Here is a 13,386-nt window from a genome sequence, read left to right as displayed (position 1 = left end):
TCCTAACTTTTTATTGTTCTTCTTCCGCTCTTCAATCCACGGTTCGATATTTCGGTCTTGAAACGGTCGAAGTCATCCCAAGAGCTAATATTGATACTGTAGTCGATGTCTTTGGTTGCTCTCTCAACTTCTGCCTTCAGCACCGACTGCATTACCAAGTCTCTGGCCGTCGCACCGACCACCACGTAGTCTATACCCAATTCGTACGCAACGGATTCTACCGCACGAAAGCAGGCTTCAAAGCCCTGCTCAAAGGCGTCTGGTTTAATCGTAAAGGTAGGTATTAGCGACTTCATTCGCGACCTCTCTGTTACGCACGTCCCCTGATGCCAGCAAATCGGCATAAGTGAGTAAGTGGTTAGTTAACTCCGTTTCGTGATCTTGGTCGCCCCAAAATTTGGCGAACAATTGCACATTCGGCGCGGTAAGCGTGTTTTCGCCCTCTGCTTTTTGTAAGCGATGGTCTTTAAGAAACGTGTCTCGCTGCGCCTCGTCTAAATAAATTGTGGCTATCTTGGGTTTTAGTTGATTGGTGGTTTTTGCTGCGGCTAATTCACCGCCCAGTAGTGCGCCGTACTGGGTTAAGTCTGGATTATCCCACCAATTTGGTTTGTTGGCGTAAAAGGCACCAAGATGGATTTTTTGTCGAAGCTTGGGATACTCCTCGACCCATTTATCAATGAGGGCTCGTTTGTCCACAAATTCTCTCTTGGTGCTCCTTCTGCCACCGGCCAGGAAATCCTGCGTTGTTAGGTCTTTGAGTATTTCACCGATTGCACCTAAGGCTACATTGGCCTGCTCCGCAACCTCTCGGTAGGTGGCATTGAGGAGTTCGGGCTTGGTTAATAGCGCGTAGACCACTTTTAACCCGGTTGCAGTAAATGCTTTGCCCGGTTTCTCAAAGTTTTGATCGCGGTCAGGTTTTCGACCTTCAATTTGCACATAGGTGCCAGGCAGATTTAAAAATACATTCCCGGCGGCATCCATGTAGTTGACGTTTTGCTTCTTGAGTCTCTCAGCCATTGGCGGATTCACATAATCAGCGACCAGAATTCGATCATACCCTTGTGGCAATCCTTGCAGTTGGTGAATCACCGCACCGATGTCTTTGTGGGCTACCCAGTTTTTCACTTCGGCCAGCAGTCGTCGCCCTCCCGGCTTTAACTCCAGAATGGCATCGACAACTTCACCATCCACTTCACCTTCATACTCCAAATTCGTTAATTCGATTTTGGCCTGCAAGTTGAATTGTTGAATAGCAGCATCTAGTATTTTCTTTTCAATCATGTTCAACAATTTAACATGTTCATTAATAATGAACAATGTATTTAATTGAACAACAGCCGTCATATAGTGTATCGACAACGCGGGAAGTTGACGCACCCCATAAACACTTTTCCTGTTTTCTTGGCCGTGCGTTGAACCAACTTTTGATCACAGTTTGGGCACGACGGTGTTGTGTAGTCACCCTGGGTGGTTTCTCGCAGTAAGCTGGCTTGGGTTTCAGTGGGGAGTTTTTGTATTTCGCTTAAGATGTCGTGCTGATTTTGCGCTTTGATGCTGACGCTGGGTTGCTGGAGAAAGTTTTGTGCGTCTTTCGAAAGCTGACCTGTGTACATTAACAGCCCGAGTTTAAGTTGTTCTGCTGCGACGACGCCTTGTAGCTCGCGGATAACACTTACGCCGATTTGTTTTTTGCCCCAGCTTTTGCATTGCACCGCGCCGATCTTTTGTTGTGTGGTGTTGGCGTAGAGATAGAAGTCGACGCCGCCATCGGCACCCGTTTGTGTTTCTTTGGCGTTGAATCCTTTGAGCTCCCAGAGCCTGGTGCAGAGCTTTTCGAATACACGCCATTCGAGTTGGCCGATGAGTTCGGTCGACCAGTGTTGTGGCGGTTGAGTTGGTTCTGGAGAGATTATCGGAAGTTTGGTGGCGCGTTGGTTCTTAGCTCTGGATTTTGCTCTATGCGCTTTGGAGTGCGTTTTACCCGCACCTGTCAAGTCGAGCGGTGGACTTGGTTTAGTTAGCCCATGTATGAACCAGATTGATAATGCCATAAGTAAGAAGCTAACGATTATTATTGCTCCCCAGGTTAACGCAGTGCCGACTGAAACTCCGTTGAGATACAGTAAAATGGGAATGATAACGATGATACCGAATAATACTTCTGCGCCGGACTGGTCCCTGCGTTTTCTCCTTGCCATGTGGTTCCTTTTGCCCCCTTTGCTTTGGTTCCTGATATTAGTTTAGCGATGGGTTCGGAAATTTTGAAGGGCCGTAGGTCGGTTTTGTTTTTGTGTGCGGGTTGGGGTTGGTTTTGAGATTGCCAGGATTTTTGTTGTTGGTTGCAGTGCCAAATTAGCTACTGATTTGTTGAAACCGTCCATGGCACTCCAGCCTCCGTTCGTACTTTGCAATACGACCCACTCCTACCCGTGGTTTACTTTTTTTTACTATGCTGCTCTGGCGCCGGGCATCGACTTTGCGATGTTGTCTCCGGCTACTTGTGACATGAAGCGTTCTATCATCATGCCATCACACTGCGGTATGGCGTGTTCGATCTTGTTACTTAATTCGGCTCTGAGGTGCAGGTAGATGGAACGCAATCGGCGGCTGTTGGTCCGCTCGGCGGCTCTGAAAAGGCGGATGATGGTGTCGTTGGCGTCCAGGTCAATTACCTCGCCCGTGCGGCTGTGCCAAATGAGCGCAAATTCCGACAACATGGCTTTTCCTTGCTCTGAAAGCATGTCTTTTTTGAGATCTTTAGCATTAATTTTAAAGCCCATGATTCTGTTCCGGCACGTTGTTATGTGTCCAGTAAATCACTGGGCCTAAAGGCCAACAATAGACTAAAGTCCCGACTGACTTGTGTCAATTATTGGCGTCTAAGAAGGCTTATTTGGCGCGGTGTTGCGGGGATGTGGACAATCTGCGTCAGTGCGTTTTTTGCTTGGTATTGGTGGATTCTGAATTTTGGCAGTGGGGTTTTGGATTGTTTTTTAGAGTTGGTGAGATCCTTCGGCGCGAAGCGCCTCAGGATGACGTTATCGGTTTGTTTTGTGTTTATTAGTACTGATTGTTCGCTGATTGACTTAACGATCGACATTTGATGAATCCTACTCAACTCCCAACTCCCCAACCACCAATCGATGTCATCCTGAGGCGCTTCGCGCCGAAGGATCTCCCCTACTGAATCCAAATCGGAAGTTTTTGCATCTAAGCTAATAACAACACGATTATGTGATTGGGTTACATGAGGAAAATTTTTATGAGTGCGTTAATTACCACGACTGCTAATGTTGGCGACAGCGAGTATAAATCGCATGCGCTGATTTCGTATATTTTGCTGGTTGTCGGTTTGTTTACGGCGATTCCGTTATTGTTCGGCGCGATTTGGGCGATGATCCAAAAAGGTGGTGCATACGGAACGATTTACCACAGCCATTTGGTAAACGCGACGCGCGTGTTCTGGTGGAGTTTGTTCTGGACCATTATCGGCGCGCTGCTGCTGTTCATCGGAGTTGGTCTGGTCATTTGGGGCGTGGTTTGGCTTTGGGCTTTCTACCGGGTACTTAATGGCATGGCAAAGTTACTCTCCGATGTGCCGTATCCGTTATAAGCATCGGCAGGGTTGGTTGCGGTGCGGTGGCACTGGAGAGCACCGCACCGCAGCTTTTTGGTTGTCAGATTCCTCACTACTTGACTGGCACCTAAAAGGCGGACTTTGTGCGTCTGAGTGGAGAAAAGACCCTCAACATCAAGAGCCATCTCACCTTCAACCCAAACCGTCATCCTCAGGCGTAACGCGTCGAAGGACCTGAACTATCTTTTATGCACTGCCTCTAAGAAATCCTGGTGCTTAGGCAGCTTCTCAACCACCTGATTGATGATGCTTTTGATATTACGATGGTATTCGACCAGTTGCGCTGAACTCATGGCGTCTGCCAGTGGATGATACCCCTGGGGTTCGATACCCTGCCCGATCATGACTTGTTGCCAGGCGACGTCGGAGAACAGGTGTTCAGTTGGTGTGCTGACTTTGCCGGTTTGCTGGAACAGTTCAATCTTGTGCTGCAAGCTGTCTGGAATCGACATGGACCGGCAATGACGCCAGTAGTCGCTGTCGTCGCGTTCGGTGGCGTGATAGTGCAGGATGATGAAGTCACGAATGTGGTCGATTTCGTCGTTGGTCTGACGATTGTATTCGGCGACCTCGGCGTCTTTGATGCCAGTGTGTGGGAACAGCTTGAGCAGACGGATCGCAGCAGTTTGGATCATGTGAATGCTGGTGGATTCCAGTGGTTCCAAAAAACCGGAGGACAAACCGATGGCAACACAGTTCTTGTGCCAGGCCTCACGCCGCTTACCGGTGTTGAATTTAATCAACCTTGGTTCGCCGAGCAACTCGCCGTCAAGTTCGGTGCGCAGTATGTGCTCCGCCTCCGCCGCTTGCATAAAGTCGGAACTAAACACCACACCATTGCCAGTGCGATGCGTTAACGGAATGCGCCAGCGCCAGCCGGCTTGGTGCGCAATGGATTGCGTATAGGGTTTGATCGGCAATGTGGCTTCGGACTGCACCGCCAGTGCGGAATCATTCAACAACCAGTTGGACCAGTCCTCATACTCAACCCCGAGTGTTTGCTTGATCAGTAAGCCACGAAAGCCAGAGCAGTCGATAAACAGATCGCCCGCCACGGCTTGACCATCCTCGAGCTCCAGCTGGTCGATAAACCCAGATTCTGGGTGTTGTTGTACCTGTTTTATTTTGCCTTCAATTCGTTCCACACCGGCTTTGATACTCAAATCACGCAGAAAATTCGCGTACAAACCGGCATCAAAATGATAGGCATAAATGATGCCCTGCATGTCGGTTTTGGGGATCGACTCCAACAAGGCGAACTTGCCTTGCTTGGCAGCCTGATAATTAAGCGAATAATCCCAAAAGTCGGTGCTGCAACCTTCACGCAGACCGCGTAACCACAGTTGTTCGAAGCCACAAAACGGGTAATCGCGCCCAAGATTGCCAAATGCGTGCATGTAGCGATGCCCCGGATTTCGCCAGTTCTCAAACTCAATACCGAGTTTGATGGTAGCCTTGGTTTGGGTCATAAACTCGAGCTGATCAATTCCCAATGCTTTATTGAGCGTGAGGATCGGTGGAATGGTCGCTTCGCCAACCCCGACCGTGCCGATGGCATCGGATTCGATCAAGGTGATGTTAAGGTTTTTGCCCAGCAATCGCGCCAGCACCGCAGCGGTAATCCAACCTGCGGTGCCACCGCCAACGATGACGACCTTATTGATACGTTGTTCAGTCATGTTTTGAAGTGTAAAGGCTTGTTTCAATCAGTACAAAAAAACCCTGTAAACCGAAGTCCACAGGGTCTTTCTGTTGCCGTCCGCCAATCTGGGTAGGAATCGGTGGCGCGGCAAGGGGTAGGTCGCGCTACTTAGAAACGGTAGCGCGCATTGATCAAATAGGTTCGACCATAGCGTTGAAAATCTGTGATGAACCCATCGCCACTGACCGTAGTGTACGGCTCGTCGGTGAGATTTTGCGCTTGGAATGAGATCGCAAGGCCATCTAAGGCTTCGATACCAGCTTCGCCAAAGTCATAGCCAACTTGCGCGTCCCAAATAGTCGCACCTTTCACCGTGGTAAACTGACGGCTAAACGAGATACCAAACCGCTCACCGAGGAAGTCTTCACGATCACGTACGCTGGCACGTGCGCTGAAGCCGTTCTTCTCGTAGAACAAGGTGGCATTGACAATTTCTTCGGACAAACCAGGTACCACGATTGGGCCACCGTCGATGGCAGAATCCAACTCACTGTCGAGGAAAGAGGCACTCACACTGAGTCCAAATCCGTCAAGCGTCTCGGAGATCAGGTTGCCTGGCAGAACACCGGTTAACTCGAAGCCATCGATACTGCCCGTGGTGTTATCCACCCAAGCACGTGTCACGCCAGTGGTATTGTTTACCAATCCTTCTGCGCCTGGAGGAATGATGCCGCTGAAGTCAGTAACGATCTCGATCTGTTCTTGCCACGCGCGTAAGTCTTTGTAGAAGTACGCAACGGCCACGTAACCTTCATCGCTGAAGTACCATTCATAGCTCAGGTCGAACTGGTCTGCTTCGTTGGGTCGCAACTCTGGGTTACCGCCTTCTGCTGAGAACGGTGGCAAGCCTGCCGCGTTCAATGCCGAGTCAAAGTTATAACCGAATCCAGCGTTCATCCGATCCATACGCGAGCGCGAGATCGTGCGTGCCAGTCCCAGACGCACTTTTTGTGTGTCTGACAATTCCAGCGACATGTTCAAGCTTGGTAGAGTGTGGTCGTAGTTGGCGCCGGCTTCGCGTGATTGCGCGACGGCGAACCCATTATCGCTGGTAACCGCGTTGCCAACGGAAGTTTGGTCTGTGTCGACATATTGTAGGCCGACGTTACCGGTCAGTGGCATACCTGCTACTTCGGTTGCGAAGTCTGCACGCACAAACGCCGTGGTAATTTTCTCGTTCACCGACCACGTGTTGATCAGACGATTGTTTGAGGTCAGGCTCTCGTCCGTTTCGGTGTAGAAACCGTCGCGATACAAGCCGAATGAGTCGTACGACAACATGCTGCCCAAGCCCAAGAACTCCAGCGAGGTTGGCGCAACTTCATAACCCGCCGGCACACCAGTACGGTTGGGGTAATCATTCAGGGTAAGGAAGAAGCCTGAATCGCGTTTTTCCTTGGTACGATCGGAGTAGTTCATACCGAAAGTCAGTTTGGTCAGGAAGCCTTCGTTGAAGTCTTTCGACAAGTCGACCCGGAATGCATTCAACTCGTCGTCAACTTCTGGAATGTTGATAAATCCGTCTTGACCATCCGACGGTACCGTACTGCCGTTACCCCAGCTCAAGGCCGCGCCCAGTTGTACCAGCGCAGGGTCTGCGTAGTTCAATTGATTATTGAACGTAACGCCTTCTTGACCGTCCATGGTGAACGCCAGTGTATCAGTCGCACCTACGCCAGTGCCACGACCGGTGCCTGAGTAGCTCTCTAGGCTCCACACCGTGCGCTCTGTTTGTGAGGTACTGGCGTCGACTTCGAGTGTCATGCTTTCGTTTAACGCCAGCTCTACATTCAAACCGAAGTTTTTCAGCGTTGCGTCACGTTGTTCGAAGTCATTGCGCACCACACCCATCACGTTTGACAGGGTACCACTAGTCACGAAGCCGTTTTCAACCGTGCCCGGCGTGAATTCGGTGCCGAAACCACCGCCCCAGATAGCGCCAGGGATCTCGATACCACGCAGAATTTTTTCGTCTAGAAAGTCAATGTACAGCGCGTCTGCAGTGATCGAAAGGTTTTCAGTTGGCTCGTACTGAATCACACCCATAAAGGTGTCACGTTGCAGGTTCGATGAACGAACGAATGGCTTAGCACCGCCCAGTACGTTGTTGCCTGCATCGTCAGTTGGGTAGCCCCAGGCATTCCAACGCTCTTCATTATTTGGTGACTCAAAGGTCGACAGCGCCAATGCCACACCGACGGTGTCATCGGCGAACTGGTCGATGTAAGAAAACGTACCACGGTAACCAGTGTCTTCGCCGTCTGCGTTCAGGTTATTCAGGCTGTTTTTCTCAGCCGAGATGTTCAGCGCGGTCACGCTTTCGCGACGATCCAGAGGACGCACGGTTTGCAGATCGATGGTGCCAGCGATGCCTTGGTTCACTAATGACGCGGTTGGCGTTTTGTAGACCGTTACCGCTGACATAATTTCAGACGGGTACAAGTCAAATTGAACACCACGGTTGTCATCGATCGACACCTGCTCGCGACCATTAAATGTCGTAGTAGAGAAATCTTCGTTGAAGCCACGCACTGAAATCGAGCTGGCACGACCGTCCAGACGCTGTGCGGCTAAACCCGGCAGGCGCGCAATGGATTCGGCGATGCTGGAATCTGGCAATTTACCAATGTCTTCCGCGCTGATCGATTCAACGACCACATCCGAAAAACGCTTTTGATCGATCGAGTCACGAATACTGGCACGGTAGCCGGTAACAACCACTTCTTCTAATACGCTATCGTCATCGCTCTGTGCCATAACGCTTGGCGCTGCAACGCCTGCGATGGCCGCTGCAATACACGTGGAGAGAGTTGTTCGGTAAAACCCCGCCACCTTTGACCCTGCAGCTTTACCAGCCACATTGCGGCCAGTCTTGCTGTTTTTATGAGTTACCATCTTCATGATCTTCCTCTTGAGTAATTCAATTTGATAATATTGTAATAATCGCTCAATAATCGTATTGGAATGCTGCAAACCAAGGAAGCAGCTGCATACGTATTCATGACTAGGGGGAATATTCTGCATACGTATTCAAGCATAACTGCCGACCAGTCCATGCGCGGCGTGACCTGATGCGAGTCGTGTGATTGCCTCCCTCCTGTCGTAAAGTATAGCGATGCTTGGCGGGATTTTCCTGCTTGGTTATTGGTTGAAGGATGGATTGGGTTTTGGGGGATGAGATCCTTCGGCGCGTTGCGCCTCAGGATGACAGTTGGGTTGGTCTGGCTCAGGGTGACGGCGAAGTTGGTCTGGCTCAGGGTGACGGCGAGGTTGTCTGGCTCAGGGTGACGGTGGGGTTGGTCTGGCTCAGGGTGACGGCGAGGTTGGTCTGGCTCAGGGTGACGGTGGGGTTGTCTGGCTCAGGGTGACGGTGGGGTTGGTCTGGCTCAGGGTGACGGTGGGATTGGTCTGGCTCAGGGTGACGGTGGGGTTGTCTGGCTCAGGGTGACGTTGGGGTTGTCTGGCTCAGGGTGACCGTGAGGTTGTCTGGCTCAGGGTGACCGTGAGGTTGGTCTGACTCAGGGTGATCGTGAGGTTGGTCTGGCTCAGGGTGATCGTGAGGTTGGTCTGGCTCAGGGTGACGGCGAGGTTGGTCTGGCTCAGGGTGACGGCGAGGTTGGTCTGGCTCAGGGTGACGGTGGGGTTGTCTGGCTCAGGGTGATTGCAGGGTTGAACTGACTTAGTGTGACTGTGGGGTTGGGCTAACTTAGGGTGATGGTGGGGCTAATCTGAGTTTGAATGGCAGTGAGTTTAGTCTTCCTAGCGAGGACGACACTATTTAACTGGCTCGAGATGCACAAGGTTGGATTGGCCTTTAAGCTGAGGCATTTTTGGTTAATCCGGCTTGGTCTTGGGTCGAGTCTCGTGTACCTTGCGGTTTGTTTTGATTGCATATTCCTTAAGTAGGTCACCCATGTTGGACAATATCCGCATTGTATTGGTACGCACATTTCATCCGGGCAATATTGGGTCTGCGGCGCGGTCGATGAAGACCATGGGCTTGACTGATTTGGCCTTGGTGGCGCCTCGCGATTTTCCGTCCGAAGAAGCTGTCAAAATGGCGGCTGGTGCGACGGATATGGTGGCCAACGCGCGCACGTTTGACACCCTGCCCGAAGCGATCGCGGATTGCACCACCGTGATTGCAAGCACCGCACGCCCGCGGGGATACGATTTACCAGAATTAGATCCAGAAGCCGCTGCTTCTTTGTTAGTACAGGACGCACAAAAAGGGCCGGTTGCGCTGATCTTTGGCCCAGAGCGCATGGGATTGCATAACCAGGATATCAAGCATGCTAAATACCGTGTCACGATTCCGGCCAACCCGCAGTACAGCTCATTGAATATGGCCGCCGCGGTGCAAACCTTGGCGTATGAGGTGTATAAAGCGGCGACTCAAGGCGTGGCCACAAACCCTGTTGTTTCACCACCGCGTGATTTACCGACTTCGGCAGACATCGAACGGTTTTATGGTCACCTGGAACAGGTACTCGGTGACATTCAATTTTTGCGTCCTCATCAGGGTGAAACAATGCAGCGACTGCGACACCTATTCACGCGCGCAGAACCCGACGTGCTGGAGCTAAATATTCTACGCGGTATTCTCTCGGCGATCGATAAAACCCGTTCCCAACCCTAGACTTAGCGCATCATGCGCTACCCCCACAAAATTGTAGTCTGGCTGATTTTGACCGGTGAATTTCACCTAGTTAGGGGATATTCACCCCTGAAATCAGTTGCTAGACTCGATTTAGCACGGTTTTTTAAGCCAGTCGCAACACCGTTTCGTTTCAAATTTTAAGCTAGAGAAGAACACGTGGGGAGAAACAAACCATGAAATTTGCCAATACCTTGGGGCTACTACTAGTCGCCGTTTTATTTTCGAATACCGCCTTGGCTGACAAGCCAACCATGGCGGTACTCGACTTCCGAAATCAAAGTTCAGCCTATTGGTGGGGCAGTAATGTGGGCCGGGAACTCGGTGGCATGCTGACCAATGAACTCGCCAGCGGCAAAAAGTTTCGCATGATTGAGCGCGAGAAGCTCGCGTCGGTTCTAGGTGAACAGGATCTGGCGGCCTCGGGGCGCGTCAGTGGTAGTAAGGCTGCCAAGATGGGGAAGATGGTTGGTGCACAGTACTTAGTTACTGCCACGGTAAGCGCCTTCGAATCTAATGTTAACTCCACCGGCGGCGGCATCTCATATAAAGGCGTATCGCTAGGCGGCAAACGCAAGAAAGCCTATATTGCAGTGGACTTACGCGTGGTTGATTCCACGACTGGTGAAATTGTCGACACACGCACAGTAGAAGCACGGTCAGGCGGCATGGGTATGAGCATCGGTCTTCGACGCAATGGTTTTGGTGGCGCGTTAGCCAACGAGAAAAAGACACCGGCGGGCAAAGCTATCCGCGCGGTCGTCGCCGAAATCTCTGGCTACCTCGAATGCTCAATGGTGACCAAGGGCCGCTGCCTAGACAAATACGAAGAGAAAGAGCGTAAACGTCGCGAGAGCTTAAGCGACGGCATTGATCTCGACTAACCTTCGGTCGATCGCTTGTAAGACTTAAAAAGCCTCACCAGATGTGAGGCTTTTTTTATGACTCGATATTGGCGCTAGGCAGCTGACTTTTGGGTGTCAGTATCGCCCCATTTGGCGCGGTACTCATCGGCCCGCTTCGGGTCTAGGTTAACGTTACTCAAGTTACCATTGATGTGCGGAATGGCCATCAATATCGGATCCATAACACGGAACCACAATGCCGGGATGTACGCGATCATGTACATGGTGAAGTAGCCGAAGGGCAACTCTGGCAAATCATCAAAACTGCGAAGACTTTGAAACGAGCGCGCTGGATTAGCATGGTGATCAGAGTGGCGTTGCAATTGAAACAACATGAGGTTACTGAACGTATGGTTCGCATTCCAGGAATGATGTGGCTGGCAGCGCTCGTATCGGCCATTGGGCTTTTTGGCCCGCAACAAACCGTAATGCTCAATGTAGTTCGCACTGGTAAGCTGGAACCAGGCGAAGCCATTGTGAATCACAAAAAACGGAATCAGTATCCACCCAAAAATAAGGACCAGCCCCCCCTGATAGGCCAGCGTAATAGCGTACGACTGCAAGATATGATTGTGATGACTCCAGACTGGTTTCTTGCGACGGCGTAAGCGCGCGGCTTCTGCCTCCCAACCACGCTTCAGTGCGCCCGGTATTTCTCGCAACATAAATCGGTAAACCGACTCTCCCATGCGCGCACTGACTGGATCTTCCGGCGTGGCAACATCACGATGATGGCCAAAATTGTGATCACTACAGAAATGACCATAGCCAGTGACTGCGAGCGCAAAGCGAGAGAGCAAGCGCTCACGTTTGGTGTTCTTATGCCCAATCTCATGCGCAGTATTAATGCTCATACCGCTGTAGAGCCCCATCACAATAGCGAAGGCAATCAGAAAGCCAAGCGGTAATGGGTGCGTGCCAACCAGCCAGGCGCCGGTGAAGATGGTAATAAAGTGCACCGGCACGGAAAGCAGTATAAGACGATGATAATACGGGTCCGCATCGAGCTGCGGCACTATTTCTTCGGGCGGATTATTGGTGTCCACGCCAACGAAATGATCAATAATCGGAATCAGAATAAATGAGATTTCCAGCGGCAAAATTAATACCCAGGGATTATCGCTCCACACGAAAGCCGCGATGATGGGCAAAGGCATTAACGAAAACAGAATGGCACCGCACCACAGCCAGCGCTTTTTATCTCGATACTGAATATGCCCCTTCTCTGGGTGATCAACTACATAGGTTGTCATGGTCTTCTCCTCCTGATGAATCACTTTACTCCAAAGCTACGACGGAGGAAATTTCAATAAGTGACAATCTAATTGTCATTAACTGCCAAATGCTCGTATAGTAAACCCATGAGCGACACACCCTATCTCGCGTCCACGTACCTGCGAATGTTGCGCAGTGACCCAACATTGCTGCCTTTATTGAAGACAGTGTTTGGCGTACGCTTGCAATCCATGCTCGACTCCGAGTTCGTGTATCAGGCGGATATTGAGCGGATATTCGAAGCCTGTGTGTCGCACGGTGTGGACTCTTGGTTGCTCACCTACGGCGAACAAATTTCGATCGCCAGTCACGGGCCACTGGGCTTTGCAATGTTGAGCGCGGCCGATTTACGCATGGCGCTTAGCGTCTGGTCCGACTACGGTGCAGTTCGAACCTCGACTTATACCGCAGAATTCACAGAGGACGACGCACTGGCACACCTGATTATTCACGATCAAACCGGCCACCCGTTGTTGGCGCGGTGGCTGGCCGAAATGGCAATACGTGTGGCCCAAAAACTGTCAGAAGCGATTGTGATGCATTCGCTTGGCGCGCATGCACGCATTGCCTTTGCACACGCACAACCGGCATACAGCGAACAACTTAGTGCGCTGTATGGGATTCCTTGTAGCTACGACAGTGCCAGCACGCGTCTTAGCATGCCAGTCTCGTGGCTGCAGATCAGCTCGCCTCTCTCGGACCCCGCCACGTTTCGCACTAATCTTGCCAAGTGCGATGAAATCCAGTCACAACTGAGCGCTCAAAATGACGTGGTACAACGCGTGCGATTTATTTTGGCACATCATTTTTCCTCACAGTCACCCAGTATGGCAGACACGGTGCCGCCGAGCTTGACGCAACTGGCGGAGCAACAACACACGTCGACCCGCACACTGGCGAGAAAGCTCAGCGAACAAAACACCAGCTACAAGCAATTAGTTCAAATTGCCCGCCAACAGCGTGCTTACGCGCTTCTCAAGGAGACGCATTTCAGTGTGGCGGATATCGCCTACTGCTTGGGGTATCGAGAATCTGCCAACTTTATCCGCGCCTTCAAACGCTGGTGTGGTGTGAGCCCAACGCGTTGGCGGCAAGCCGCCAGCACACAAAAATCACCACGTTGATGGACTAACAATAACTTGGGTGAATGAGATTCACAGAGTTCTTGTTGTACACTCCCTAGCAGAATTACAACACTGGAACA

The 13,386-nt window shown here is 51.2% G+C and carries 11 protein-coding genes; 4 read left to right on the top strand and 7 right to left on the bottom strand.

From position 1 onward, the window contains the following. Positions 1 to 2: 2 nt before the first annotated feature. The 4 genes from IE055_RS06535 to IE055_RS06520 all read right to left on the bottom strand — a co-directional run bounded on the left by IE055_RS06535 (position 3) and on the right by IE055_RS06520 (position 2,786). Positions 3 to 296: a hypothetical protein gene (locus tag IE055_RS06535; protein ID WP_189399218.1), complete on the bottom strand. Its 294-nt coding sequence runs from the start codon at positions 294 to 296 to the stop codon at positions 3 to 5. After that, positions 265 to 1,287 carry a type IV toxin-antitoxin system AbiEi family antitoxin gene (locus tag IE055_RS06530; RefSeq protein WP_189399217.1) on the bottom strand — a complete coding sequence of 341 codons (1,023 nt, stop codon included), beginning with the start codon at positions 1,285 to 1,287 and terminating at the stop codon, positions 265 to 267. The genes IE055_RS06535 and IE055_RS06530 overlap by 32 nt, the downstream gene beginning before the upstream one ends. A gap of 59 nt (positions 1,288 to 1,346) precedes the next feature. Further along, positions 1,347 to 2,204 carry a restriction endonuclease gene (locus tag IE055_RS06525; protein ID WP_189400268.1) on the bottom strand — a complete coding sequence of 286 codons (858 nt, stop codon included), beginning with the start codon at positions 2,202 to 2,204 and terminating at the stop codon, positions 1,347 to 1,349. A gap of 249 nt (positions 2,205 to 2,453) precedes the next feature. Next, complete coding sequence (locus IE055_RS06520) at positions 2,454 to 2,786, bottom strand: hypothetical protein (protein ID WP_189399216.1); 333 nt, start codon at positions 2,784 to 2,786, stop codon at positions 2,454 to 2,456. 482 nt (positions 2,787 to 3,268) lie between these two features. Here IE055_RS06520 and IE055_RS06515 point away from each other — a divergent pair, with 482 nt between their 5' ends. Beyond that, entirely contained in the window at positions 3,269 to 3,619 is a 351-nt protein-coding gene (locus IE055_RS06515) for a DUF4870 family protein (protein WP_189399215.1), read from the top strand. Between the two features lie 203 nt (positions 3,620 to 3,822). On the opposite strand, the gene IE055_RS06510 is transcribed toward IE055_RS06515, so the two are convergent. Both IE055_RS06510 and IE055_RS06505 read right to left on the bottom strand, forming a co-directional pair. After that, positions 3,823 to 5,322 carry a tryptophan halogenase family protein gene (locus IE055_RS06510; RefSeq protein ID WP_189399214.1) on the bottom strand — a complete coding sequence of 500 codons (1,500 nt, stop codon included), beginning with the start codon at positions 5,320 to 5,322 and terminating at the stop codon, positions 3,823 to 3,825. Positions 5,323 to 5,453: 131 nt separating this feature from the next. Next, a complete protein-coding gene (locus IE055_RS06505; protein ID WP_229794175.1) occupies positions 5,454 to 8,246 on the bottom strand; it encodes a TonB-dependent receptor in 2,793 nt (930 codons plus the stop codon). A 1,012-nt stretch (positions 8,247 to 9,258) separates the two neighbouring features. Here IE055_RS06505 and IE055_RS06500 point away from each other — a divergent pair. Beyond that, on the top strand, positions 9,259 to 9,984 hold the full coding sequence (locus IE055_RS06500; protein WP_189399213.1) for an RNA methyltransferase: 726 nt from the start codon (positions 9,259 to 9,261) through the stop codon (positions 9,982 to 9,984). Positions 9,985 to 10,178: 194 nt separating this feature from the next. Next, positions 10,179 to 10,886: a CsgG/HfaB family protein gene (locus tag IE055_RS06495; RefSeq protein WP_189399212.1), complete on the top strand. Its 708-nt coding sequence runs from the start codon at positions 10,179 to 10,181 to the stop codon at positions 10,884 to 10,886. A gap of 74 nt (positions 10,887 to 10,960) precedes the next feature. Here the strand turns inward: IE055_RS06495 and IE055_RS06490 are convergent, their stop codons facing one another. Continuing rightward, positions 10,961 to 12,160 (bottom strand): alkane 1-monooxygenase, encoded by a 1,200-nt coding sequence (locus IE055_RS06490; protein WP_189399211.1) that lies wholly within the window; start codon positions 12,158 to 12,160, stop codon positions 10,961 to 10,963. Positions 12,161 to 12,268: 108 nt separating this feature from the next. On the opposite strand from IE055_RS06490, the gene IE055_RS06485 reads away from it, so the two are divergent. Continuing rightward, a complete protein-coding gene (locus IE055_RS06485) occupies positions 12,269 to 13,306 on the top strand; it encodes a helix-turn-helix transcriptional regulator (RefSeq protein ID WP_189399210.1) in 1,038 nt (345 codons plus the stop codon). Positions 13,307 to 13,386 lie beyond the last annotated feature (80 nt).

The sequence above is a fragment of the Arenicella chitinivorans genome (assembly GCF_014651515.1).
Classification (GTDB): domain Bacteria; phylum Pseudomonadota; class Gammaproteobacteria; order Arenicellales; family Arenicellaceae; genus Arenicella; species Arenicella chitinivorans.
The sequence above is the reverse complement of the archived record's forward strand: the minus strand, read 5'-3'. Positions and strand labels throughout refer to the sequence as shown.